This window comes from Anaerobacillus sp. ABR4_321 (assembly GCF_056158505.1).
Genome location: NZ_JBSWTK010000001.1, coordinates 1,596,879 through 1,622,595 on the forward strand (window position 1 = coordinate 1,596,879; position 25,717 = coordinate 1,622,595).

Consider the following 25,717-nt stretch of genomic DNA (forward strand, 5'->3'; position numbering starts at 1 on the left):
ATGAAGAAGATATTACCACTACTGCTCAGCTTGTCACTTCTTTTACTAGGAGCGTGCTCACTGCAACCGCCGGAATGGGCGAAGCCTGATAAGAAAACAGATCTTGAGGATATTAAGTTAGGATTATCGGTCTCTACATTGAATAACCCGTTCTTCGTCTCGATGAAAAACGGCGTTGAAGCTGAAGCAAAAGCGCAGGGGATGGAAGTCGTCGTCGTTGATGCTCAAAACGATGCAGCAAAACAAATCAACGATGTGCAAGATTTGATCCAGCAAGGTGTCGATGCCTTGTTAATCAATCCAACAGATTCATCTGCAATCTCAACGGCTGTGCAATCTGCAAACAGTTTAGGCATACCAGTAGTCACGCTTGATCGCTCTGCTGAAGAAGGCGAGGTTGCAACACTCGTCAGTTCAGACAACGAAAAAGGTGGCGAGATGGCAGGAAAGTTCTTGGTGGAGCAGCTTGGTGAAGGCGCTAAAGTGGCTGAGTTAGAAGGCGTTCCAGGTGCGTCTGCCACTCGTGAACGTGGCGCAGGTTTTCACAACATTGCCGATGAGAAGTTAGACGTTGTAGCTAAGCAAACGGCTAACTTTGATCGAACAGAAGGTCTAAACACGATGGAAAACTTGCTACAAGGAAATCCTGGTATCGAAGCTGTATTTGCTCACAATGATGAAATGGCGCTAGGAGCATACCAGGCGATTCAAAGTTCTGGAAGAGATGTGCTTGTTGTAGGTTTTGATGGAAATGAAGATGCGATCAATAGCATCAAAGACGGAAAGTTATCAGCTACAGTGGCACAGCAGCCTGAGAAGATTGGATCCCTTGCTGTACAAGCTGCAATGGATGTTCTTCAAGGGAATGACGTGGAAGATACCATTCCAGTTCCTCTAAAATTAGTAACAGAAGAAACGGCTTCTGAAGAATAATTGTTAGAAAAGTTAGTGAATTTTCTTGACAATTAAGAAGTAGCCACTTATTATAAGCCATAACAATTTAATCTAGACTTCTTATCAAGAGAGGCGGAGGGACTGACCCTACGATGTCTCGGCAACCGACGCTATGCGTACGGTGCCAATTTCAGAGGATTATTTCCGAAGATGAGAAGGACGTGCAGAGAAGTTCATTTTCGTGATCGCTCTCACCCCTTCTTGCTTCGCGAAAGCAGAGGGGGTTTTTTATTGCATTCATAAGACAAAAAATGAGAAGAAGTGCGGCAACACTTCTTCTCGAGACGATCTGAGCGCGTATGGCATATACGGACACACCAGATCATTACTTAATGTACCATGTTCTGGGAATGTCCGTCTACTTATGAAAGGAGACGGTTAAGATGGCTAAAAACTTAGAATTTGCTTATTGGGTACCTAATGTTAGCGGTGGGCTTGTCGTTTCAAAACTTCCGCAGAAAACGGATTGGAGCTTTGAGGCAAATAAACGATATGCAAGAATTGCAGAAGAATCGGGCTACGACTTTGCATTGTTACAAACAAGGTTTATTGCTAGTTATGGAGCAGAAAATCAACTTGAAGCCATTACACTAGCTTCAGCATTAGCAGCTTCAACTTCTAAAATAAAATTAATATCAGCAGTTCATCCCGGCTTATGGCATCCTGGTGTTTATGCAAAGATGCTTGCGACACTAGATCAAATTAGTAATGGAAGAGCCGCAGTGAATGTTGTTAGCGGCTGGTTCAAGCAGGAGTTCACGAAATATGGAGAGCCGTGGCTCGAACATGATGAACGGTACCGCCGGTCAGAGGAGTTCATCCAGGTTCTCCGTAACTTATGGACTGAAGAAACAGCATCGTTTAAAGGTGATTTTTACAGGATAAATGAAGCCCCATTAAAACCAAAACCAGTCCAAGAAGGAAAACTCCCAATCTTCCAGGGTGGAAACTCGACCGCTGCAAAACAAATGGCTGCGAGAGTATCGGACTATTATTTTATGAACGGAAATACGCTCGATGGGTTCAGGAAACAAATTGATGAAGTGAGTACGTTAGCTAAAGAAGAAGGACGCACCGTGAAATTCGCTGCACACGGATTTGTAATCGTGAGAGATACAGAGGAAGAAGCACACCAACTTCTCCGTGACATTGTCGGCTATAAGGATGAAGAGGCAGTTGAAGGATTTAGACAGTCGGTGAAAGAAGCTGGCCAGTCAACTAGAGATAAGGAGGGAATGTGGGCAAACTCTAGTATCGAAGATCTCGTTCAATATAATGATGGCTTTAAAACTGGCTTGATCGGTACACCTGAACAAGTGGCTGATCGGATTATAGAATTAAAGAAGGTAGGTATCGAAGTGATCTTAACAGCACACTTTCATTATGAGGAAGATCTTGAGCGGTTTGGGAGGGAAGTTATACCGCTTGTGAAGGAAAAGGAGAGGTTGTTGGAAAGAGAACAAGTAAAAGTGTGAACGTCTATAGAAATGAAGCCCTCGAATCTACTCGAGGGCTTTCATAGTTATTTAAAAAACGGATACTCACGGCGCTCTTGTTGAACAGAGATCCATTTCACCGTTGTAAACTTATCTAACGCCCATTCTCCGCCAAATCGACCGAGTCCAGATTCCTTTTCACCGCCGAATGCCATGTGCGCTTCGTCATTCACAGGCTGGTCATTGATGTGAACCATACCCGTTTCGATTTGCTGAGCCACCTGAACCCCGCGATTCAAGTCGCGAGAGTGAACGGAACCACTAAGGCCATATGGAGAGCCATTTGCAAGTTCAATCGCTTCTTCTTCCGTGCTGAATGAAATGATTGGAGCTACAGCACCGAAGATTTCATTTTTTGCGATTGGCATATCGTTCGTGACGTTCGTTAGAATGACAGGTTGCATCACGTTGCCTTCCACTTCACCGCCAAGAATCTTCTCAGCACCTTGTTCAAGCGAAGCATCAAGAGATTCTTGGATACGTTCAATTGCTTCCTTATTAATAAGAGGTCCAACAGCTGTATTCGCATCTGCTGGGTCACCTGATTGAAGAGAAGCTACTTTTTCTTTGAACGCTTCAACGAATTCATCATGAACAGTTTCATGAACAAGGATCCGGTTGATCGCCATACAGATCTGACCCTGATGGAGGAATTTACCGAATGCTGCTGCTTCTGCAGCTTGATCGATCTCAGCATCATCTAGCACGATAAAGACATTGTTGCCTCCAAGCTCTAATGCTGTTTCCTTAATGTGCTTCCCTGCGAGTTCACCGATATGTTTTCCAACTTCAGTTGACCCTGTGAAAGAGATCAACTTTGGAATCGGATGAGTAACAAAAGCATCCCCGATTTCTGATCCACGCCCAGCAACAACGTTAAGAACCCCTTTCGGTAGGCCGGCTTCTTCAAAAAGCTCTGCGATTAAGAAGCCTGCTGTAACGGGTGTTTCTGAAGCCGGTTTAAGGACTACAGCATTACCTGTGGCGAGTGCTGGAGCGACTGAACGCATGGAAAGATGAAGTGGGAAGTTCCACGGTCCGATTATACCGATCACTCCTTTCGCGCTCTTATAAATACGGTTCTCTTTACCTGGCGTATCAGAAGGTGCGATTTGTCCTTTCATTCTATAAGGAAAAGAAGCGGATTCTTTTACGACACGGGTAGCTGCAGCCCATTCCACGTTTGCTTTGATCTTTGTACTACCGGATTCTTTTACTAGCCAGTCGATGATCTCTTCTTTACGTTCCGTCATAAGGGCAGCCACTTTATCAAGAATCTGCTGTCTCTGACCTGGTGTCGTTTTAGCCCATTTTCGTTGAGCTTCTTTTGCAGTCTTATATGCTTGATCGAGGTCTTCTTCTGATGCAGATTGGAGTGTGAACAGTTCCTCCTGAGTAAATGGATTATAATTTGTTACAGTTTTGTCACTCGTTCCCGTAACCCATTCTCCATTAATGTATTGTTTCGTATATGTGTTAGCCACTAGAAATCCTCCTTTTACTGTACAATCAAGAAGGTTCCCGCTATGCTAAACTACTAAACTTGTCGGTATGCGAGAATTTCTTCCAATCATTAGCACTGGCAATAAAGAGAGTTTCCTCTCGTTATTGATGTTTTATAGACGTATATATGCTAAACTACGAACGGTACAGAGATAAATAACCGCTATTGATGAGAACGTTTTAATGAGGTGAACAATATGAATATACTCTTAACAGGGGCGACTGGTTTTCTTGGAAAACAGCTTACCTTGAAGTTATTGAGTGAAGGCCACAGCGTCTATGCATTGATCCGCAATGAACGTAAGGCAGATCGGTTAATCGAAGCATTGCCAGCAGATCTACAAAACAACTTATTCTTTATAAAAGGAAACTTAGGGGACGAGCGCTTAGGCGTTCCGTTCGAAACAATCGATCTATTAAAAGGTAAAATCGATACGGTCTATCACATCGCAGCTTATCTTTCATTCGATGATCGTGAAAGAGACAAGACGTTTGAGATTAACGTTGAAGGAACGAGAAACGTACTTGAGTTTTCTAAAGATATTCAAGTGAAGAATTTTTATCATGTAAGTACAGCTTACACATTAGGCGCACAACTTCATGGACGTGAAGAGCTGCATCCTAAGGATAATACGTTCGTAAATCCTTATGAAGAAAGTAAGTGTCACGCAGAGCACCTTGTGTTTGATTATAATAACGTCTTCAATGTCTCTATTTTTAGACCAGCAATCATTATTGGTGACTCGAAAACTGGTGAAGCTGAAACGACCTTTGCTCTTTATGGCGTGATTAGAAGTCTTGAATTATTAAAGAAGAGATTAGATCGGAAGCAGGATACGCCTAGTGAAAAGATTAAGTTCCTTTGTAATCAGGAAGCAGCACAAAATTTAGTACCTGTCGATTATGTCGTAAATGTGTTAGCGCTTGGGCTTACTAGCGCGAAGCCAGATACAATCTATCACATTACTAATTCACAGCCTCCAACCAATCAGCTCGTATTAGATTTGATTCAATCAGCGCTTGATTTTTACAATGTGGAATTAGTGCCTACAGATTATGAAGGAGAACTAACAGATCAGGACATGAAGTTGAATCAACCTATGAAGGTTTTTCACAAGTACTTTGAGAAAACATTGACTTTCGATGATTCAAATACGAAGAAGCTATTGCATGAGAGCAACGTAGAGGAACTACATTTGGATAGGGAAACCTTACAAATGATTATTTCCGGTGGTATGAAGAGCCAAAACAAAGTGAATGTAACTCAATAAATAAGAAGGCAGCTCTAGCAGTTGCCTCTTTTTTTATTGCAAAAGTTCTTTAAAAGGTTTGTAAATTTGAAGGTAAATTTAACTAGTTCTAAATTCACCCAAGGTTAATTCCACCACCATTGAGTAGATTCATTTCGCTATTAAGAACCTATTAACAAGGGTGATAGAGTTTGGAACTGACATGTTTGTAATATATTGTCGTTGTAAATAGTACTATGTTACCTAATTGTGCAAAGGTTATAAAAACTGTATTAATCTGTCATATTTATGTAACTGACTTGTTACTACACTAAAATGGCTGTGTTATATTTGGCTGTTACTATATGGGACATAGGTGATCAAGAGAAAAGAAACACCGAAAAATTATTTATCTCTCAGGAGGAATGTGTACATGGTAACTCGTAAAAACATTGTAAGGAACGTTGTTACATCTACAGCACTGGCTGGAATGATGTTTGCTAGCCCGGTAGTATCAGAAGCTGCTCTAGGAGATCAAACACTTTCTTACGGTGAAAAACACGGCGACGTCGTCGAGTTACAGGATGTACTGTCAGCCAAAGGATATTTCGACTATCATAAATCTACAGGTTATTACGGTTCAATTACTGAAGGTGCTGTAAAGCAATTCCAAAAAGCTCACGGTCTTGCTGTTGACGGCATCGCAGGTCCAAATACATTCGCAGCAATTGAAAAAGTCAATCAAGGACAAGCTCATCGTACGTTGATTCAAGGTGATCGAGGTCACCAAGTTTCAGCTCTTCAAGAAGAGCTTGGTGGATATTACAACTATAAAGTAGACGGAATCTATGGTCCTATCACAGAGAAAGCAGTCCGTGCTTTCCAGGCTGATAATGGACTAGCTGTTGACGGCATTGCCGGAGCTAACACTTGGGCAGCGCTGACAGGTAAGACAGTAAATGCAAAACCAGCGTCTACTGAATCTACTACTACTAATACTAATACCACTTCTGCTAAGCAAACAAACACAGAAAGCAAGTCATCTGAGCAAAGTGGACAAGAATTTAAAGTCGAAGCAACAGCTTATACTGCATATTGTGAAGGATGTTCAGGCGTTACAGCGACAGGAATCGACTTAAGAGCGAATCCTAACCAAAAAGTCATCGCAGTAGACCCTGACGTAATCCCACTTGGATCTAAAGTACACGTAGAAGGCTATGGTACTGCAATCGCTGGTGACACTGGCGGTGCAATCCAAGGTAACCGTATCGATCTATTCATGCCTGAAAGACAAGATGCTTTAAACTTTGGTCGTAAGACAGTCACTGTAACAGTGCTAGATTAATAGTGAATTTACAGAGCCTAACTCAAATGAGTTAGGCTTTTTTTTGTCGTAAAAGTACTATCCCTAAATGACCCAAAGTAGTACGAGATACTACTTTTGGATGAGTCTCATATAGTTCTTTCTCAACCAGGATTTAAAACCTTTAGTGAATAGGAAAATGGTCGCTACCAATGGATAATAAATAGTAAGAAAACATTGAATATTAAAAGGAGGAAGACGGATGAGAATGAGGCTTTGGTACGTAGTGGCACTCTCGTTTTTACTAATGGTAGGTTTTATAAACCCCCCTCAACCTTCAGCTAATCAATCTGCGGCGATCGACCCAGAATTATCTCAGCTGATGACGGAAGGGAATGGACCATTTGAAGTAATCGTAACGTTCTATGGAGATGGAGCTCCAACGGATGTTCAGTCGAACTTATTGGAAGAGGTTGGGGTTGATAAAGGGTTAACGCTTAAGAGTCTTCCGATGGCTGGCGTAATCGCGACGAAAGCTCAAATAAACGACCTTGCAGCTAACGATATGGTTCAGTCTATCTATTTGAATGAGAAGCTTGACTATTTCAACGCGGATGCAACAGATCTAACGGGTGTTGATAAAGTACGTACGGATGACGACATGAGAAAAGCAAACGGAGGACTGCCTGTTACGGGAAAAGGGATCGGTGTTGTTGTGAACGATAGCGGTGTAGATGGCACACATAAAGACCACGAGTTTGGTGAAAACCTTGTACAAAACGTTATGGGATCAACGAATCTTAGCAGTTTGTCTCCTGGTCTACTTCCTGTTACATATCAAGAGGATGTAGCAAATACTGATACTAACTCCGGTCACGGTACCCACGTAGCTGGTACGGTTGGTGGTACAGGAGAAATGTCGAGCGGGATGTATGAAGGAGCGGCTCCAGGAGCAGACTTGATCGGATATGGCTCTGGCGCAGCACTGTTCGTACTAGATGGAATCGGTGGATTTGATTACGCCTTAACGCATCAGTCTCAGTACGACATAAGAGTAATTACAAATTCATGGGGATCGTCAGGTGATTTTGATCCTAATCATCCGATTAACATTGCGAGTAAGAAAGTGTATGATCGCGGAATCGTCGTTCTTTTTGCAGCAGGAAATGAAGGTCCTGGAGAAAACACACATAACCCTTATGCAAAAGCACCATGGGTTATCTCGGTAGCAGCGGGAGAAAAAGATGGCACGCTAGCTGATTTCTCATCTCGTGGTACAAAAGGAGTCGGTGGGACGTTTGAAATGGATGGAGAAACGTGGACATGGGAAGACCGTCCGACTGTTACAGCACCAGGAGTTGATATCGTTTCAACCCGAGTTATCGCACCAGTAAGTTCACTATCAGCTCCTCAAGACGCTGAAGAACTTGATCCAGCGCACGTTCCTTTCTATACGCATATGAGTGGAACGTCGATGGCAACCCCTCACGTAGCGGGTGTTGTAGCACTAATGTTAGAGGCAAATCCTTTACTCTCACCTGATGAAGTGAAATCGATCGTGCAAGCAACAGCTACAAACATGCCAGGGTATGAAGCGTGGGAAGTAGGCGCAGGTTATTTGAACGCATACACTGCAGTAGATGCTGCTTTTGGTAATAACGACTATGGCAAGACAGTCAATTACAACAAAGAGTTTAATAGCTCTGTAGAAGCTTCGACCACGCGTGCTCCATTTTCAGTAGACTACAATCCTGTAACTCTTGTTTCAGATAATCAGCATGAGTTTGAAGTGCAAGAAGGCTTAACAAATCTTGTAGCGAAAGTGAATGCTTATGGCGTATTGGGGGAGACCGGTAATCCGGTCAACCTCGTTTTAATCGCTCCAGATGGAACGGAGTACAGCTCTGGAATCAGCTTGTTGTTTACGTTAACAACAGACAGAACGGTGTCTGTTAATGCACCGATGCCCGGTACTTGGAAAGCAGAAGTAAGAGGATTACGTGGTGACGAAGCGAATCCAACTGCAGGCCTTTCTTTCCCTGATAACATAGAAGGAACTCTTTCTTTTACAAAAGTGAGTGGATTTACCGGTCTCAATGATATAGAAGGCCATCCAGCAGCTGCTGCGATCAAGAGCGGTGTGAAGGAGCTGCTGTTTGATGCGAATGCTAAAGGAAACTTTATGCCTGATAGCAAGCTACAAAGAAAAGATTTAGCACAGTATCTTGTGATGGGTGCTGAGATTCGTCAGTCAGATTCCAAAGCATTAAGTGATGTGTCTTCTGACCTGCTTCCTTACGCGTCTGCTGTTACGTCTGAAGGAGCCGCATTCCGAGATGGAACTCATTCCCAGCAAGGAGTTATGCTTACTAAAGATGGTAAGTTCGATCCAAAAGGAAACGTTACAAGAGCAGAACTTGCTTATTCGCTTGTTCAAAGTCTTGGTCTAGAAGAAGATGCGAAAGCATTCAGTGGTGACGTTACAGTTCAATACAAGGAAGAGCGTGTAGCGGTTGTTGACGCTGCTGATATTCCCCAGCACTTGAAAGGGTATGTTCAGCTTGCGCTTGATCTGAATATCATCAATGCGAGCTTCGAGGTTTCGCAAGGACAGTATGATCTTGAACCAACCGTTGTTGCACATTTTGAGCCGAATACTGATGTAACACGCGGTGATTTTGCCGTAGCGATGACAAGGTATTTTGAAGCATTTCTAAAATAAGAAGAGCTCTCGCTATGATATAAGTAGTTTTGGCATGAAAAAGTGAACAGGCAAAATTAATTGAGTATCAAGTTATATACCAATTTGATACTCTTTTTTCATTGTTATGATAGAGTTCCTTTCACTTTATAGTTGAAAAGCACAGGAACATGCAGTGGAGAATAATCATTGTTCGGTCGTACTATCGCGTGTTAAAACGGTTCTGATTTTACAGTGAGGTAGGGTTTTGCCACCATGAAAAAACAGGAGCTCAAACTATTCCAAGCTCCTGTTAAATAATATTGATTTCTTCTATCTAAAACATACCTTATATAGTTTGTATCATTAATCATCTAATTCTATAACGGAATTGATTTTCCATCATATGTTTTTTCGTGACTTTGAATAACTAGGAATTAGAAATATGCCTACCATAAACATGGCAAAGGATAGCCCGCGTATAACATCATAAAAGTCATTCTCTCTAAGAAAAAATATGTTTATGATCATTACAATCGCCCCTAAAATGACCATAGATATTCCTACTACTTGCCTCACCGTTAATATACACCTCCGTTTAGAACATCTTCACAAAGTGAATCTTACTTATCAAACTATCTTTAATTCAAGTTTTCAAGCCCTGTAAAGGAACAATCCATCCACTTCATCTTACCATGAATTTTCCAATTAGGATGGTAATTATTGTTGTAGTTACTTGATTGTTTTTTGTACTTCAAAATAGGGCTATTTAGGATGCTAGAGTGGCTATTTTTCATTTTCTTTATGTTAACGTAAAAGAGAGGGTAGGCGATTTTATACATAAGGTAGGTTAGTAGTATGGTGGAAGTGGCGGTTATGAAGAAGAGTGAATTACAATCAGTAAGTCGTTTCATCGCTAAACTAAATCGAAGAGAAGATTGCCATATTGGATACTGTGGCACGAACAGCTGTGAAATTATGGATACGATGAAGGATGAATTCGAAATACCGTACTGGAAAAGCTTTGTCACAGTATATAAGACAAACGTCCTTGTCGGTGTGGTTGGATTTGAAACTGATTTGGAGCGTAATCTGGTGGAAGTATGGGGCCCATTTGTTGAAGACCAGTATTGGTCGTTCATACCAACGATGTGGGAGAAAATGCTTCAACTTCTTCCAGAAGAAACAAGTGTAATACAGATGTTTCCGAATAAGAAGAATATAAACTGTGTTAGATTTGCAGAGAAATTAGGGTTCTCCCACAGTAGTGAACAAGCGATTTTAGAGTTTAATAGACAGAGCTTTAGACGGGAAAACAAACTAGAAGAGATATCAGAAGAGTACATCATCCCCTTTATTTCTTTACATGATCAGACATTTCCGAACACGTACTATAGTGGTGACCAAATTGTTGAGCGCTTGAACGACACTAGGAAGGTGTTTATTTCCATTGATGAAGGCACGTTAACTGGTTACATCTATGTAGAAGTTGAACTAGAGTTTGGAGAAGCAAACATTGAATTTTTCGCAGTAGATGAAGCGTTTCGTGGGAGAGGAACCGGTGGAAGGTTACTGAATCAAGCCCTGTTCTGGATGTTTACTTTTAAAGAGGTCAACACAGTCACACTTTGTGTGGATGCAGGAAATCAAAAAGCACTTAAGTTGTATGAAAGAGCTGGTTTTACGCTCGTACACGAGCTGAGTGCGTACTCAAAACAAATATAGTCGACAGTATATGACAGAAAGCGGGTGGTGCCTGGTACCACTCGCTTTTTCTTTATGTCATCTGCACATTTTCTACTTTTAGGTAACACTTGTCCAAGCATGTGGGACGAGCATACGTAAGATAAGGTATGAAATGTTTATCATTTCAAATTCTTGTTAAGGAGGGATTGTCACTATGAACGCCGACCTTAGAGAAGTATTTAAGGGCATGGTTGATGACCTGTTTGACGGGACAAAAAAGAAAAAGAAGAAAAAGAAGATAAAGCATGAGAAGAAACATGATAAGAAGAAGGATAAAAAGAAAAAGAAGTGTCGTTGCCACCGCTAATTATCCTTATTAATGAAATATTCCCTTTCCGGAGTTAATGTAGGGTTCCTGCATTAACTCTTCTTTTCACTTAAATTTAATTGAAAGGAGATTGAGTTGATGTATTTTAGAAGTCGAAATCCTAAAAGCGACGATCAGAAGCTAATTAAAATAGGAACTGAAATTTTCGCTGTTAGCCCAAAAAAAGTTCAACGAATCATTGACCATTCTTTTGAAGTTCTTGTCGTTTGTGACAATAACGATGAAGTTGTAGGGTTTCTCTCCTATCGATTACGAATTAACCATATGATTCTTGTAGATTATGTAATGCTTCGTCATGATCTGCAGGGAAGTGGGATCGCTCGATCTTTACTACCTGCTTTTGAGAAATATATACAAAACAAAGGAATAACTGTGCTCTACGGTCTTGTCGATCGTGAAAATACCCAGGGGTTGGAAAGTTTAAAACGATTAGGATTTGAAGTGAAGGGTGAAGTGCTGTCGAACTATATCATCGAGAAGAAGTTGACTCGTCAAAACTCCATACCTGAAAGCTCATTACCTAAACACTCTTTACCTAATAGCTACTTAAAACGATTGACCCCTGCTCCTCGTTTGAGAAAAAGGTAATCCAATTTTTCGGTTTTCTATTTTCTATGGGAAACCGATCTTTTTATTCTTCGGATTAATCGTGTTGGAAAATTTTGATATACTTAATTACGTGTTAATGATCAGTGTCTTATCTTAATGATTCACAACTGGTAGACGAAAGGTGCGTGAGTAGTGTGAAGAAAAATTTCACATCAGAGGATGCGATAAAGAGCTGGGATAACAATGCGAGAAGTTACACGAACAACTATTCAGAAGCGGGAGATTTACATAGAGAAGTCTTTTTAAATCCTGCGTTGTTCTCTTTAATCGGAGAAGTAGAACATAAATGCGTTTTAGATGCAGGCTGCGGAGAGGGCTATTTGAGCAGGATGCTAGCTCAAAGAGGAGCTATCGTCACAGCAGTAGATTATTCAAGAAGCATGCTCGAAATCGCAAATGAGAGAACAGCATCTCATTTACCGATCAACTATGTTCATGGCAATTGTGAGGATTTGTCTACTCTTAAGGATGCTAGCTTTGAAACGATCGTATCGAACATGGTGATGCAGGACCTTGCAGATCATGAGCGTGCATTAAGAGAGATGTATCGGTTGTTAGTTGATGGGGGAAGTTTCATCTTTTCTATCTTACACCCATGTTTTATCACACCAGAAAGCGGATGGGAGAAAGATGAGCAGGGTGAAAAACTTCATTGGAATGTCGATCGGTACTTCTACGAAGGTGTATACGAACAAAGAGGACTCGGGGAGGCTGGAGCGCTTTTCTACTATCACCGTACGCTATCAACCTACTTAAACAGCATCATAAAAGCGGGGTTCACTATCGTGAAGGTAGTAGAACCGACTCCTTCTGAGGAACTCCTAAAGAAATATCCTACATTTGAAGAAGACTTTCGCTGCGCTGACTTTATCGTATTTCAACTGAGGAAACCTACCGAGTGACAGGCACCACTCAGGTTTTGTCGAAAGAGATGAGAGCGCTCACAATGTGGTGAAGAATATGGTAAACTATTAGAAAAATCAGAAATATAAAGACGGGGTGTGTACATGCAACCTACCGTTCCGATTATTGAAACAAAACTTGTACCACCAGCATTGAAGGATACATATATTTACCGGGGATCTGTAATAAAAAAGCTAAAAGAAGTTACGACTTATCCCATCACCATCATTCATGGTGGAGCGGGTTATGGGAAAAGCACGATACTGAGTCAGTTCGTTAAGCAATGCAAGGTACCGGTATGCTGGTATACTGTGACAGAATCGGATGATGATATTTTCCCTTTTATCCACTATGTGGTTTATGCCGTTCGAAAGAAGTTTCCTTCCTTCTGTAAAGAACTCCTCGAAGTTATATCGAATATGGATTACTGGGTCAGCGAAGAAGATCTTCAGCTATTAAGTGCCTTATTTATCAACGAATGCGCAAAGATAGAATCAGACCTCATTATTGTCATCGATGATTTTCAACTCGTTGATCACGTGTTTATGATCAATCAATGGATTGAGAAAGTCATTACGCTTCTTCCTTCAAATGTTCATCTTCTTGTTTCAACTCGCATGAAGCCGAAATGGAATAGCCTGATTAAACTAAGCGTGAGTAATAGAATGCTAGATATAGGTGAGAGTGACCTATCGCTATCTGGTGAAGAAACGCGTGTTTTTCTAACTGATTTCTATGAAGCGGCTATCTCCGAAGAACAGGTGAAGAGCATTCATTCTTTAACAGAAGGCTGGATCATCGCGATCAATATGATTGGAAGTCAATTGTCACAAGCTGATGAAATCGACTCGATACTAAGCTTTACTCATACGTCGATGGAAGAGCTCTTTTCTTACCTTGCTCAGGAAGTTTTCAACAAACAGTCTACAGAAGTTCAAGCGTTCTTGCTGGACTCTGCAATCTTTCAGGAACTCAAGGCAGAAGAATGTGATCACATCTTAAGTCGATCAAACACGGGTGAGATGCTGGAGGATTTGTTTTCTAAGAATCTATTTATTCAAAAAGTCGATCACGATCGCTACCGATATCATGCTTTATTCAAGGCATTCTTAACGAGGAGAGGTACTGAGCAACAATGTGAACGGATGAAGAAGCTTCGGTACTTATTGGCACAATACCTTGAAGAAACGAATTGTTATGAAGAGGCAGTCGTCCATTATATAGAACTTCATGATGAGTCTTCCCTTGCTCGAGTTCTTCTTAAAACGAGTGAGAGGATGATTCATTACCGTCAGCTTGAAACGCTACTCGATCATTTGAACGCTCTTTCTGATCATATAAAAGACCACTATTATCAGCTATGGTTGTACGAAGGAGACGTATGGCGCTACCGGTCTTATTACGATCGTGCCTTTACATGTTATAAGAAAGCAATTGAAACTGCTAAATTAAATGAAGACGATCTCATCACGAGCAGAGCGAACGAAGGAATTGGAAACATCTATTTAGATACGATTCAGCCTGGAAAAGCAGAGCGCTTTCTAGCTGAAGCGATCCATTATCTTGACCGAACAGATAAAAACCATCCTGATAAGGAAAGGTTGTTTCGTCTCCTTGCTGAAAACCTTGTGAATTCTGGTCAAGCTGCCAAAGCCCTTAACTGGTATGTGAAAAGTGAAGGAGACGCATCATGGGTTGCTGGAAATCTGGATGCTCGTTTGTTATTGCGTACAGGTAAGATTTTTGAGTCAAGAGAACTTCTTCTTACTCGAAATTCATCGAAAGAACAATTACCTCAATCACATCGCGAAACGGAACTTTTGCTTTCTCTGCTAGAATCGCTTAGCGGTAATGGAGATCGAGCGAAAGAACTTGCGCAGCAAGGGATACAGCAGGGAATACAACAGGGTTCAGCGTTTATCGAAGCATGCGGATGGATAAGAATGGGTCACGCAGTAGCAATATCAACACACTATGAAGAGAAGTTAGCGGTAAACTGCTATGAAACAGCGTTAGAATTAATGGACTCTATAAAAGTCGATCGAGGAAAAGCGGAACCTTTCATGGGTCTTTGTGCGATGTATGGAAGAAAGGGAACGTGGGAGCGTTCAAAAGAATATGGAGAGCGTGCTCTTTATGAAACGAAAAGAGTAAAAGATGAATGGCTCTCTACGCTTATTAAACTATGTATCGGGCGATCTGCCTTCTATAGTGAGCAGTTACTCGATGCTGAGAAATGGCTTCTTGAAGCCTATCGATCTGCAAAGTCGTGCGGAGATGGTTACGCTGAGATGCTTGCTGCGATGTGGCTAGCTTTTTTGAAAAAGGATGTAGACGACTTCAAAACGTATGTGAGTATTTTTCTTCAGAAGGTTCAAATTGAAGAATATGAATTCTTATTCAAGAAGAGAACAACCTTTGGCCCGAAAGATCTACAGCAATTTCTGCCTCTTCTTCTCCAAGCAAAAGAGTCAGGAGTTTATGAATCTTACATTTCAAAGCTACTCGATTCATGGGGATATAACCACATAGAATCACATCCTGGCTATACGCTTCGCGTTAAGACGCTTGGAGAATTTAGTGTATCGCTCGGGGACAACGTTCTTGATCATAAGATGTGGCAGCGTGAAAAAGGAAAAGAACTATTTCAATATTTACTTGTTCGTCGAAACGCCTTCGTTCGAAAAGAAGAGATTTTCCATGACGTTTGGCCCGATACAGATGAAACCAATAGCCAGAGAGATTTTAAGGTCGCGTTTAATGCGCTGAACAAAGCGCTTGAGCCTGATCGTAAAAAAAGAGGGCAGCCATATTTTGTGATTCGTCAAGACTCCTCTTACGGTTTCAATAGAACCGCTGTAATCGACCTGGATTGCCATCATTTTGAGCATTGGATAACGGAGGGGTTGAAAGAAAATCGAATCGTTCAGTCTAAAAAACTGCTAGAAAAAGGTTTGCATTATTACGGTGGAGACTTTTTGACTGAGCGTCGTGTCCAATGGGCTGAAATTGAGCGTGAACGTCTTCGCCAGCTTTATGTGAGAGGCTTAGAAAAATTAGCTCAGCTTTTTATTCGGTTGTCTGAGTTTGAGAAGGCGATTCCGATTTGTAGAAAGATTATCGAAGTCGATGCGCTGTGGGAAGAGGCATACCGACTGTTGATGTATTGTTATTACCAACGTAACAACCGACCTCAAGCAATGAGATTGTATAGGGAGTGTACGGTTAAACTTCGTGAAGAGCTTGCAGTAGAACCTATGGAATCCACAAAACAAATGTATGACATGATCTGTTCTGAAAACGTTTCCTTTCATGTATAAGATCGCTTCTTTAGAAGAAGCGGTCTTTTTTATTTGTAACTCGTGTGTAACTTCATCCCTGTAAGCTATTCCTATAGAACCAACTGAATGAAAAGGGGGAAGAAGTTCGTGCGTAAACTCGTGGTTTTGATGATGGTGTTATCTCTTATTTTAGGTGCCTGTAGTTCAAACTCTCAGTCCTCAGGGGAAGCGAACAATGATGATGGTAAGGAAACGATTAAGATCGGAGTGCTCGCTTCATTAACCGGAGCACTTGAAACGTACGGGAATCAAACGAAGCAAGGATTTGAGCTCGGACTGGACTATGCGACTGATGGAACGATGGAAGTTGAAGGGAAGAAGATCGAAGTCGTTTATGAAGATACTGAAACGAAGCCAGAAGTTGCAGTGCAAAAGGCAACAAAACTTCTTGAAGAAGATGAAGTCGACTTCTTAGTTGGATCATCAAGTTCAGGAGACACGCTTGCCGTTCTTCCGTTAGCAGAGGAATACGAACGGATCATGGTCGTTGAACCTGCGGTTGCAGATAGCATCACAGGCTCAGAATACAACGACTATATCTTTCGAACAGCCCGAAGTTCTTCTCAGGACGCTATTGCCGGAGCAGCAGCGATCGCAGGTGAAGGAGTGAAGATCGCAACGTTTGCACCAGACTATTCTTTTGGAATCGATGGGGTTGCGGCATTTAAAGAGGCTGCAGAGGACCTCGGTGCTGAAGTTGTACTTGAAGAATACGCTGACCCAGCTGCAACAGATTTTACTCCAAACATCCAAAAAATAATTGAATCTGACCCGGATTACTTGTTTGTCATTTGGGCAGGAGCGAACTCCCCATGGAATCAGATCAGCGATATGAAGCTTCAGGAAAAAGGAATCAAAATTTCGACTGGAGCTCCGGATATCTCAGCATTAAAGACGATGGAACCGCTAGTCGGAATGGAAGGTTTTTCGGTGTATTATCATAGCTTGCCAGATAACGAGGTGAACGATTGGCTAGTAGAGGAACATAAGAAACGTTATGACGGGGCACTACCTGATTTGTTTACTCCTGGAGGAATGAGTTCAGCGATTTCGATCGTAGAAGCACTAAAACAAACTAAAGGTGATACAACAGCTGAAGGATTAATCGATGTGATGGAGGGCATGTCTTTTGAAACACCTAAAGGGACGATGACTTTCCGCGAAGAGGACCATCAAGCGCTTCAAACGATGTACGCAGTAAAGCTTGAAAAGCAAGAGGGTGTTGATCACCCTGTACCGGTACTTATCCGTGAGCTTTCTCCTGAAGAAACAGCACCACCTGTTCGTAACTAATTAGCTAATGAGAAAAGGTGCTGCTATCGTTTTTGCGCAGCCCTTTTCTATGTATGTTGGGAGGTTAGTACATGAGTATATTGGAAGTTCAAGATTTAACGATCGCATTTGGCGGGCAGCTCGCAGTAAACTCGGTCGATCTTACCATTAAGGAGAAGTCGTTCACATCCATCATCGGACCAAACGGAGCTGGTAAAACAACGTTGTTCAATTTATTGAGTGGGCAGCTGAAGCCAACCAAAGGAAGTGTTTTATTGAAGGGAGAGGACATTTCGAGCCAATCTCCTACCGTCCGAACTCGAAAAGGGATCGGCCGCTCTTTCCAGATTACGAACGTGTTCCCTAATTTAACAGTTTTGGAGAATGTACGTCTAGCCGTTCAGTCACAGGCTGGAGTTCGATACCAAATGCTCAGGCATTTCAGAGGCTATAAGAAAATGACGGAAGAAGCGTATGACTTACTAGAACAAGTGATGATGGCGAAACAAGCAGACGCTCTTGCGAGTAACTTAGCACATGGCGAAAAGCGAAAGTTAGAAATCGCAATGTTGTTAGCATTGAAGACAGAGTTGCTACTGCTCGATGAGCCGACAGCAGGCATGTCGCTAGAGGAAGTGCCTGCGATTTTAAAGATTATTGAAGATATTAAATCATCAAGTGATCGGACGATTCTACTCATCGAACACAAGATGGATATGATTATGAATCTTTCAGATCGGATCATCGTCCTCTTTAATGGCAGATTGCTCGCGGAAGGCACGCCACACGAGATTATGAATAATGAAACAGTGCAGAATGCGTACTTAGGAGGCTTATACGATGACCACACTGCTTGAGGTGAACGATATTCAAACCTATATAGGGCAGTACCATATCCTCCAGGGGGTTTCTTTTCAGGTGAAAAAAGGGGAAGTGACGGTTCTACTAGGTAGAAACGGGGCTGGCAAAACAACGTCTCTTCGTTCAATCATGGGCCTAACGCCTATTACTGACGGTCAAATCATGCTTAACGGAACGAATATATCAAAGCTTGCAACCTACCAAATCGCAAATAAAGGAATCGGATTTGTGCCAGAAGATCAGGGGATTTTTGGCGAACTGACGGTGGAAGAAAATATGAAGATTGCAATGCAAAAACAGGATGAGGCGACGCTTAACCGATTGGATAAGATGCTAACGCTCTTTCCTGACTTGAAAACATATTGGAAAAAACAAGGTGGGTACTTGAGCGGTGGGCAAAAGCAAATGCTATCGATTGCGAGAGCTTACCTTAATAAAAATGAATTGTTACTTATCGATGAACCTAGTAAGGGGCTTGCTCCGATTGTTGTTGAAAAGGTGATGGAATCGATTATGGAAATGAAGGATGAGACGACGATCGTCCTGGTCGAACAAAATTTCAGAATGGCGATGGGTGTGGGTGATACGTACTACATTATCGATGATGGAAGAAGTGTTGAAACTGGAAACATGCAGGAACTCGCAGACAATGAAGAGTTAAAGCGTAAGTATCTCGGTATCGCATAGAAATGAGGTGAAAAGGTGGATCTTTTGCTAAATTTAATGATTAATGGACTTGCGACAGGTATGCTGATCTTTTTGCTAGCAGCAGGGTTAACGCTCATCTTTGGCCTGATGGATGTTTTGAACTTTGCCCACGGTGGCTTGTTTGCCTGGGGAGCATATAGTGGCGTGTGGGTGTACGGCATGACTGGAAGTTTTGTTATGGCGATCGTTGGTGCACTATTAACTGGGATTATCCTCGGCTATGTAACGGAACGGTTCATTATTCAGCCAGTGTATGGGAATCATGTCCAACAAATCCTTATCACACTCGGACTGATGCTTGTTCTATCGGAAATGTTGAAGGTCGTATTCGGACCTAATCAAATCGTAGCGTCACCACCCGATTATTTATCAGGAAGCTGGCAACTAGGTGATGTTGTCATCATTAAGTATCGTGCATTTATCATTCTTATCGGTGTACTCGTGTTTGCGCTCGTTCATTATGTTCTAAAGAACACTAAGATCGGCCTTACCGTAAGAGCGGGTGTTATGAATAAAGAGATGGTGCAGGCCCTTGGAATCAACATTAAAAAAGTTTTCATGCTCGTTTTCATGATTGGATCCGCGATGGCAGCTCTTGGTGGTGTGCTTTTAGCTCCATATTCAGGCGTTATTTATGCCGAAATGGGGATGGATTTTGCCATACTTGCCTTTATCGTTGTCGTAATTGGTGGAATGGGGAATTTTGTTGGCTCGCTTTTTGCAGCGATCTTGATCGGCCTATCAGGCGCCTTCATGACGTATTATGTTCCAGATCTTTCTCTCGCAGTAAATATGCTGTTGATGGCTGTCGTGCTCGTTGTTAAACCACAAGGTCTATTCGGTGCAAAGGGGTGAGTGAATGTTAAGGCAGCTGAACAAAAGTCCTGTATGGATACTCGTATGTAGTGCAGTTCTCGTTTTATTTCCGTTTATAAATGACTCTAGAAGCCTTATGATCTTATTTACTCAGATCTTTATCTTAGCGATTTTTGCAATGAGCTATGATTTACTCCTCGGTTACACTGGAATCGTTTCGTTTGGGCATGCGATGTTCTTTGGAATTGGTGCGTATTCGACCGGAGTGTTGCTGAGTCGATTCGAACCGACGATGCTTTCACTTCTTATTTCCATTGCAGTAGGTATGCTCATCGCTTCGATCGTTAGTTACCTCGTTGGATTACTGACTTTAAGGCTCAGCAATCACTTTTATGCGATGCTAACGCTTGCACTTGCGGGATTATTTCTTGTAGTAGCTGAAAAATGGCGCTCTCTCACTCTAGGAAACGATGGGTTTACCTTTCGAGTGCCGGATATAATGAGAGATCGTCTTTCTTTTTATATGATTTGTCTTATACTCATGGTCGCAGTTTTCTTCATTTTGCTTAGGCTTACGAATTCGCCGATGGGTAAAGTGCTCGTAGCGGTTCGTGAAAATGAAGCGCGAACGCAGTCGCTTGGCTTTCACACGATTCACTACAAGCTTATCTCAAGTGTCGTTGCAGGTATGATTGCAAGTCTCTCAGGTTCGTTGTACGTGTTGTCACTTCGTTTTGTAAATACGAGTGTTTTCGCACTCGATGTTACGTTAGATGCCCTTTTGATGACGATTCTTGGAGGAGTCGGAACGTTGATCGGTCCAATTATTGGTGCGGCGATCATCGAGGTTTCTCATCACTGGTTATCTGAGCTAGGAAAATCTTATGCCATTTTCGAGAGATGGATTATCTTCTTTGGAATCTTATATATCTTAGCGGTGATGTTCTTTCCAAAAGGCATCGTTGGATCGCTTAAAGAGATGAGGTGGAAGAAGCGGAAAACGAAGGTGAAGACTGAAAATAAGAATAAGCGAATGGCAGGGTAGGTGAACGCATGACGATTGGAATTGTAAGTTCAGGTGTTTATATTCCAGATTCGTATATTACAGGGATAGAAATTGCTGAAAAAGCAGGCTTACCAGTAGATGTAGTAGAAACAAAGTTAGGCATTAAAAGAAAAGCAGTTCCAGGAGATGAGGATCATACATGTGAGATGGGGATCTATGCTGCGGAAAGTGCTCTAAAGGAAGCTGGTATGAAGGGAAAAGACATTGACCTTGTCATCTATATTGGAGAAGAGTATAAAGAGTACCCTCTTTGGACGGCAGCTCTTAAGACGCAGGATGCCATCGGAGCACATCACGCGTGGGGGTTCGATGCTGCGCTGCGGTGTGGCACGACCATTATGGCTCTAAAACTTGCCAAAAGCTTGATGCTAACAGATGACGAGATCACGACTGTTCTTCTGGCGGGTGGATATCGAAATGGAGATCTCATCGATTACTCGAACGAACGCACACGCTTTATGTTTAATCTGGGAGCTGGTGGCGGTGCACTGATCTTACAAAAAGGTTATAAGAAAAATCGACTTATGGAGTCGCACATCATGACCGATGGTTCTTTCTCTGAAGATGTTTTTGTAACCGCGGGTGGCACGAAGAATCCGATTACGGTTAGAGAGTTAGAACTAGGGTCATATCGATTAGATGTTAATGATCCGGTCGGGATGAAAAAAAGACTCGAACAAAAATCAATGGATAATTTTTTATCAGTTATTCGAAATTCACTCTACAAAAGTGGAAAAAAGGAATCTGATATCGATTATGTCGCGATGCTCCATATGAAACGATCTGCACACGATTATGTCCTAAGTGAGCTTGGTCTCACCGAAAAACATTCTATTTACTTGGAGGAATATGGACACATTGGACAAATCGATCAGATTTTATCGCTGAAGCTAGCTGAAGCACAAGGAAAGATTAAAGCAGGTGATGTAGTCGTACTAGTATCTGCAGGAATTGGTTATGCATGGGGAGCAACAACGATAATATGGGGAAACGAGGAGGAAAATTTATGATTACAATACCAACTGTTCAGAAAGTCAGTCTTCCTAATGGAGAAGTGATGGGGTATCGAAAACGAGATGGAGGAGAAAAAACAATCTTACTCGTTCATGGCAATATGACGTCTTCAAAGCATTGGGATCTTTTCTTCGAAACATTTCCTGCTTCTTATACGCTGATTGCTATCGATATGAGAGGATTTGGCGAATCATCTTACAACAATAGAGTTGAGGGGATAGAGGATTTTGCTCAAGATCTTAAATTCTTTGTGGATGAGTTAGGATTAAACGATTTTACAATGATCGGGTGGTCCACTGGCGGAGCCGTTTGCATGCAGTTTGAAGCACAGTACCCTGGATATTGCGATAAGATCGTCCTCATTTCTTCTGCTTCGACAAGGGGATATCCTTTCTTTGGGACTCATTCAGACGGGACGCCAGATCCTAACCAAAGGCTGAAAACAGTTGACGATATAGAAAAAGATCCGATGAGAACGATCCCGATTCAACAGGCCTATGATACGGGCAATCGAGCGCTTCTAAAAACGATTTGGAACTCTCTTATCTACACCCACAATCAGCCTGAAGAGAAGCGTTATGAAGCTTATGTAGATGATATGATGACACAGCGAAATCTTGCTGATGTTTACCATGCCTTAAATACATTCAATATAAGCAGTGTGACAAATGGGTTAACTGAAGGAACAAATCAGGCTAAACTCATACGTATCCCTGTTCTCGTGTTGCGTGGAGAACGAGATCTTGTCATCTCAAAAGAAATGACAGAAGAAATCGTAGAAGACCTTGGTACGAATACCACGTTCAAGGAGTTGTCTGCATCCGGTCACTCCCCATTCATCGATGATTGTGATCAGCTTACAACTATCATTACTGACTTTTTAGAGAACTAGGAGGAGTATTATGAGGTTGCAAGATAAGGTGGCTGTCATTACAGGAGGAGCGAGCGGTATTGGTTTAGCTGCGACAGAACGTTTTGCGAAAGAAGGCGCACGCGTTGCTATGCTAGATTTACAAGAGGAAATTGGCAAGCAAAAAGCGGAGGAATTACAAGCTGAAGGATACCGTGTTACGTTTTATCAGGTTGATGTATCAAAGGAAGATGATGTACAAAGGACGATAAACGATATCGCTGAGGTAAACGGAACAATCGATATCTTAATTAATAATGCCGGCATTACAAAAGACAGTATGCTGCATAAAATGAGCGGTGAAGCGTTTAAGAACGTGATGGATGTTAATGTGAATGGTGTTTTCTACTGCACGCAGGCCGCTGTGCCTTATATGGTAAAACAGGGAAAGGGAAAGATCATCAATACCTCTTCCGTAAGCGGAGTGTATGGAAATGTTGGTCAAACCAATTATGCTGCTTCAAAAGCAGCTGTCGTTGGAATGACCAAGACATGGGCAAAAGAATTGGGTGGCAAAGGCATAAATGTGAATGCAGTGGTTCCAGGCTTTACTGAAACAACTATGGTTGCGGCAGTGCCAGAGAAAGTAATCGAAAAAATGGTTGCGATGGTGCCTGTAAAGCGACTTGGTAAACCAGAGGACATCGCAAATGCATATTTGTTTCTGGCGAGTGAAGAAGCGGATTACATTAATGGAACTGCGCTTCACGTAGATGGTGGTATTATGATGTAATGTCTCATGCTTACGGTTGGGAGGGATGAAACGAAGTGGAATTGGATTGGATGGAACGACGAGCGAATCTATTCCCAAATGATTGCGCGTTAATCGATGGTGTTTCACGTGAAGAATGGACGTATAAGCAGTTGAATGATAAAGCTATACAGTTGGCGGCGTTTTTACAAAAGAACGATGTAGGGAAAGGTGATCGGGTTCTGGTGCTGGCTCATAATTCACTCGACATGTTTGCATTGTTATTTGCGTGTAAAAAAACTGGCTCGGTATTTGTTCCAATAAACTGGCGTCTTTCTAATAAGGAAATAGCTGAGTTGGTCGAGGATTCTGACCCTTCCCTACTTATTTTTGATCGTCATACGAATGAACTTGCAAAGATATGTGTAGATCATATGCTGCTATGCGTCTCATTTGAGCAAGCGATGGTAAAGGAAGGAATATACCCCTTATCTCTCACAGATGTGACTGAAGATGACCCGTGGATGATGATCTATACAGGTGGAACCACAGGAAAGTCAAAAGGTGCTGTCTTATCATATCGGTCGGTTAACTGGAATGCATTCAATACCGTGATGAGTTGGGGGTTAACGCAAAAAGAAACGACGTTAACCTATCTGCCTATGTTTCATACAGGAGGACTGAACGCACTCTCGATCCCGATATTAATGGCAGGAGGCACCGTGATCGTTGCAGACAAGTTTTCACCAGATGCTGCAATAACCTTATTGCATGACTTCAAGTGCACGATTGTTCTATTTGTTCCTACTATGTACCATATGATCGTGACAGATCCTATATTTGATCGTGTATCTTTTGATTCAGTCGATGTCTTCTTGTCAGGTGGAGCTCCTTGCCCGGAGTATATTTACGAAAAGTTTTCTGAGCGGGGACTCGCGTTTAAAGAAGGCTACGGATTAACGGAAGCAGGTCCTAACAACTTTTATATTCATCCAAGAGATTCTGCTGCTAAAAGAGGTTCAGTTGGAAAACCGATGTTATTTAACGAAGTGAAAATCGTTACTGAAAAAGGTGAGGAAGCCGGCGTTGGAGAAGTCGGAGAATTACTTATAAGGGGAAACCATATGTTTAAAGAGTATTTTCGTAATGAAGATGCTACGAGAAAAGCGGTGCAAAATGGTTGGCTTCATACTGGAGATATGGCGAAGCGGGATCAAGATGGCGATTATTACATTGTTGGCAGAAAAAAAGAAATGATCATTTCAGGTGGTGAAAACATCTATCCAGTTGAAATCGAGAATGCCTTGCTTCGATACCCAGCAGTCGATGAAGCCGCAGTCATAGGCATAGAAGATAAAAAATGGGGACAAAAATCAGTTGCCTATGTTTCATCACATTCTCTAGTAGATATCGATCTTCTAAAGGCATTCTTAAAGCAATCACTCGCTGCCTATAAAGTTCCTATGGATATTCACGTGACAAAAGAGCTGCCTAAAACGTCTGTAGGTAAGATCGATCGAGTTAAGCTCGTGCAACAAGCCTGTAATCAAGTGAACGTCACAAACATGGACGTGTGATAAATAACATATATGAAGCGGACCCAAATTGGGTTCGTTTTCTTTGGTTGACTGCATAGACTCGTATAGCGAAAGGAGGAGAAGCGTGAAGAAAATAGCGTTTTTAATCATGATGCTCGGTTTACTTATGAATCTAGTTCCTGAAAACACTGCATTTGCATGTTCTTGTGCAAAGCCCAGTGTGGAAGAAGTTCTGGAAGACCCTAATACCGTCATTTTTTCTGGAGTGGTGAAAGGAATTGATGAAAACAAAGGGTTGTTTACGGCGTCCACTGCAGATCCGGTTTCAGTTTCATTTCAAGTAGAAAAAACGTATAAAAATCTTGATAGATCGAGGGTACTTGTTTCAACAGCAAGAAGTTCGGCAAGCTGCGGATATGAGTTTGAAGAGGGGAAAGGATATTTAGTATACGGATATGAACGAGAAGGATCCATCGAAACGAATTTCTGCACTCGGACAGTAGCGTTATCTGAAGCAGGGGAAGATCTACTGGCTATAGGTGGAGGAGCCAATTCATCAGTCGAGGTTGAAGAGCCATTGGGCGAGAAAGACAGCGATTGGATCATCTGGATGATTTCTACACTCATCGTTATCATACTTGTGTTATACATACTAAAACGACGCATAAATCGAAAATAATTATCTACTAAAAAGTAATCTCTACCATGCATAGAGTTGCTTTTTTTTTATGGGAAAACCCTAGTTTCCC

Annotated in this window: 21 protein-coding genes and 1 riboswitch; of the genes, 20 read left to right on the top strand and 1 reads right to left on the bottom strand. The window is 41.9% G+C overall.

Annotation, left to right across the window (positions count from 1 at the left end):
- Together rbsB and sfnG are read left to right on the top strand one after the other, a co-directional pair.
- Complete coding sequence (gene rbsB, locus ACXADT_RS08250) at positions 1–933, top strand: ribose ABC transporter substrate-binding protein RbsB (RefSeq protein ID WP_474810741.1); 933 nt, start codon at positions 1–3, stop codon at positions 931–933.
- 78 nt (positions 934–1,011) lie between these two features.
- Positions 1,012–1,111, top strand: a riboswitch (SAM riboswitch).
- A 226-nt stretch (positions 1,112–1,337) separates the two neighbouring features.
- A complete protein-coding gene (sfnG, locus tag ACXADT_RS08255) occupies positions 1,338–2,429 on the top strand; it encodes a dimethylsulfone monooxygenase SfnG (RefSeq protein ID WP_474834191.1) in 1,092 nt (363 codons plus the stop codon).
- A gap of 47 nt (positions 2,430–2,476) precedes the next feature.
- Here the strand turns inward: sfnG and ACXADT_RS08260 are convergent, their stop codons facing one another.
- Positions 2,477–3,934 (bottom strand): aldehyde dehydrogenase family protein, encoded by a 1,458-nt coding sequence (locus ACXADT_RS08260; RefSeq protein WP_474834193.1) that lies wholly within the window; start codon positions 3,932–3,934, stop codon positions 2,477–2,479.
- 216 nt (positions 3,935–4,150) lie between these two features.
- Between ACXADT_RS08260 and ACXADT_RS08265 the strand changes: the two genes are divergently transcribed.
- From ACXADT_RS08265 to ACXADT_RS08350, 18 genes are all read left to right on the top strand, one after another.
- On the top strand, positions 4,151–5,224 hold the full coding sequence (locus tag ACXADT_RS08265) for an SDR family NAD(P)-dependent oxidoreductase (protein ID WP_474834195.1): 1,074 nt from the start codon (positions 4,151–4,153) through the stop codon (positions 5,222–5,224).
- A 391-nt stretch (positions 5,225–5,615) separates the two neighbouring features.
- Positions 5,616–6,527 carry a peptidoglycan-binding protein gene (locus ACXADT_RS08270; RefSeq protein ID WP_270179740.1) on the top strand — a complete coding sequence of 304 codons (912 nt, stop codon included), beginning with the start codon at positions 5,616–5,618 and terminating at the stop codon, positions 6,525–6,527.
- A gap of 220 nt (positions 6,528–6,747) precedes the next feature.
- Complete coding sequence (locus ACXADT_RS08275) at positions 6,748–9,207, top strand: S8 family peptidase (protein ID WP_474834197.1); 2,460 nt, start codon at positions 6,748–6,750, stop codon at positions 9,205–9,207.
- Between the two features lie 834 nt (positions 9,208–10,041).
- The gene (locus ACXADT_RS08280; RefSeq protein ID WP_474834199.1) at positions 10,042–10,890 is read left to right on the top strand and encodes a GNAT family N-acetyltransferase; all 849 of its coding nucleotides are present in this window, start codon (positions 10,042–10,044) and stop codon (positions 10,888–10,890) included.
- 175 nt (positions 10,891–11,065) lie between these two features.
- Entirely contained in the window at positions 11,066–11,218 is a 153-nt protein-coding gene (locus ACXADT_RS08285; RefSeq protein WP_474810748.1) for a hypothetical protein, read from the top strand.
- A gap of 99 nt (positions 11,219–11,317) precedes the next feature.
- A complete protein-coding gene (locus ACXADT_RS08290) occupies positions 11,318–11,827 on the top strand; it encodes an N-acetyltransferase family protein (protein WP_474834201.1) in 510 nt (169 codons plus the stop codon).
- A gap of 155 nt (positions 11,828–11,982) precedes the next feature.
- The gene (locus ACXADT_RS08295) at positions 11,983–12,750 is read left to right on the top strand and encodes a class I SAM-dependent methyltransferase (RefSeq protein ID WP_474834203.1); all 768 of its coding nucleotides are present in this window, start codon (positions 11,983–11,985) and stop codon (positions 12,748–12,750) included.
- Between the two features lie 105 nt (positions 12,751–12,855).
- Complete coding sequence (locus ACXADT_RS08300; protein ID WP_474834205.1) at positions 12,856–16,071, top strand: BTAD domain-containing putative transcriptional regulator; 3,216 nt, start codon at positions 12,856–12,858, stop codon at positions 16,069–16,071.
- Positions 16,072–16,158: 87 nt separating this feature from the next.
- A complete protein-coding gene (locus ACXADT_RS08305) occupies positions 16,159–17,385 on the top strand; it encodes a substrate-binding domain-containing protein (protein ID WP_474810753.1) in 1,227 nt (408 codons plus the stop codon).
- 71 nt (positions 17,386–17,456) lie between these two features.
- On the top strand, positions 17,457–18,221 hold the full coding sequence (locus ACXADT_RS08310) for an ABC transporter ATP-binding protein (RefSeq protein WP_474810754.1): 765 nt from the start codon (positions 17,457–17,459) through the stop codon (positions 18,219–18,221).
- Positions 18,205–18,912, top strand: coding sequence for an ABC transporter ATP-binding protein (locus ACXADT_RS08315; protein ID WP_474810755.1), 708 nt, complete (start codon positions 18,205–18,207; stop codon positions 18,910–18,912). Before ACXADT_RS08310 ends, ACXADT_RS08315 begins: the two co-directional genes overlap by 17 nt.
- 15 nt (positions 18,913–18,927) lie before the next feature.
- Complete coding sequence (locus tag ACXADT_RS08320) at positions 18,928–19,788, top strand: branched-chain amino acid ABC transporter permease (protein WP_474834207.1); 861 nt, start codon at positions 18,928–18,930, stop codon at positions 19,786–19,788.
- Positions 19,789–19,792: 4 nt separating this feature from the next.
- Entirely contained in the window at positions 19,793–20,794 is a 1,002-nt protein-coding gene (locus ACXADT_RS08325; protein WP_474834209.1) for a branched-chain amino acid ABC transporter permease, read from the top strand.
- A gap of 8 nt (positions 20,795–20,802) precedes the next feature.
- Entirely contained in the window at positions 20,803–21,825 is a 1,023-nt protein-coding gene (locus ACXADT_RS08330; RefSeq protein WP_474834211.1) for a 3-oxoacyl-ACP synthase, read from the top strand.
- On the top strand, positions 21,822–22,721 hold the full coding sequence (gene phaZ, locus ACXADT_RS08335) for an intracellular short-chain-length polyhydroxyalkanoate depolymerase (protein ID WP_270179727.1): 900 nt from the start codon (positions 21,822–21,824) through the stop codon (positions 22,719–22,721). Before ACXADT_RS08330 ends, phaZ begins: the two co-directional genes overlap by 4 nt.
- 10 nt (positions 22,722–22,731) lie before the next feature.
- The gene (fabG, locus tag ACXADT_RS08340) at positions 22,732–23,472 is read left to right on the top strand and encodes a 3-oxoacyl-ACP reductase FabG (protein WP_474810759.1); all 741 of its coding nucleotides are present in this window, start codon (positions 22,732–22,734) and stop codon (positions 23,470–23,472) included.
- Positions 23,473–23,507: 35 nt separating this feature from the next.
- Positions 23,508–25,007 carry a class I adenylate-forming enzyme family protein gene (locus ACXADT_RS08345; protein ID WP_474834213.1) on the top strand — a complete coding sequence of 500 codons (1,500 nt, stop codon included), beginning with the start codon at positions 23,508–23,510 and terminating at the stop codon, positions 25,005–25,007.
- Positions 25,008–25,092: 85 nt separating this feature from the next.
- On the top strand, positions 25,093–25,647 hold the full coding sequence (locus tag ACXADT_RS08350) for a hypothetical protein (protein WP_474834215.1): 555 nt from the start codon (positions 25,093–25,095) through the stop codon (positions 25,645–25,647).
- The last annotated feature ends 70 nt before the right edge of the window (positions 25,648–25,717 follow it).

Bases quoted from the DNA above. Each gene is read 5' to 3' on its own strand.
- ACXADT_RS08325 (WP_474834209.1), top strand. From the start codon at position 19,793: ATGTTAAGGCAGCTGAACAAAAGTCCTGTATGGATACTCGTATGTAGT.
- ACXADT_RS08265 (WP_474834195.1), top strand. From the start codon at position 4,151: ATGAATATACTCTTAACAGGGGCGACTGGTTTTCTTGGAAAACAGCTT.
- rbsB (WP_474810741.1), top strand. From the start codon at position 1: ATGAAGAAGATATTACCACTACTGCTCAGCTTGTCACTTCTTTTACTA.
- ACXADT_RS08330 (WP_474834211.1), top strand. From the start codon at position 20,803: ATGACGATTGGAATTGTAAGTTCAGGTGTTTATATTCCAGATTCGTAT.
- sfnG (WP_474834191.1), top strand. From the start codon at position 1,338: ATGGCTAAAAACTTAGAATTTGCTTATTGGGTACCTAATGTTAGCGGT.
- fabG (WP_474810759.1), top strand. From the start codon at position 22,732: ATGAGGTTGCAAGATAAGGTGGCTGTCATTACAGGAGGAGCGAGCGGT.
- phaZ (WP_270179727.1), top strand. From the start codon at position 21,822: ATGATTACAATACCAACTGTTCAGAAAGTCAGTCTTCCTAATGGAGAA.
- ACXADT_RS08305 (WP_474810753.1), top strand. From the start codon at position 16,159: ATGAAAAGGGGGAAGAAGTTCGTGCGTAAACTCGTGGTTTTGATGATG.
- ACXADT_RS08285 (WP_474810748.1), top strand. From the start codon at position 11,066: ATGAACGCCGACCTTAGAGAAGTATTTAAGGGCATGGTTGATGACCTG.
- ACXADT_RS08275 (WP_474834197.1), top strand. From the start codon at position 6,748: ATGAGAATGAGGCTTTGGTACGTAGTGGCACTCTCGTTTTTACTAATG.
- ACXADT_RS08300 (WP_474834205.1), top strand. From the start codon at position 12,856: ATGCAACCTACCGTTCCGATTATTGAAACAAAACTTGTACCACCAGCA.
- ACXADT_RS08290 (WP_474834201.1), top strand. From the start codon at position 11,318: ATGTATTTTAGAAGTCGAAATCCTAAAAGCGACGATCAGAAGCTAATT.
- ACXADT_RS08280 (WP_474834199.1), top strand. From the start codon at position 10,042: ATGAAGAAGAGTGAATTACAATCAGTAAGTCGTTTCATCGCTAAACTA.
- ACXADT_RS08315 (WP_474810755.1), top strand. From the start codon at position 18,205: ATGACCACACTGCTTGAGGTGAACGATATTCAAACCTATATAGGGCAG.
- ACXADT_RS08310 (WP_474810754.1), top strand. From the start codon at position 17,457: ATGAGTATATTGGAAGTTCAAGATTTAACGATCGCATTTGGCGGGCAG.
- ACXADT_RS08270 (WP_270179740.1), top strand. From the start codon at position 5,616: ATGGTAACTCGTAAAAACATTGTAAGGAACGTTGTTACATCTACAGCA.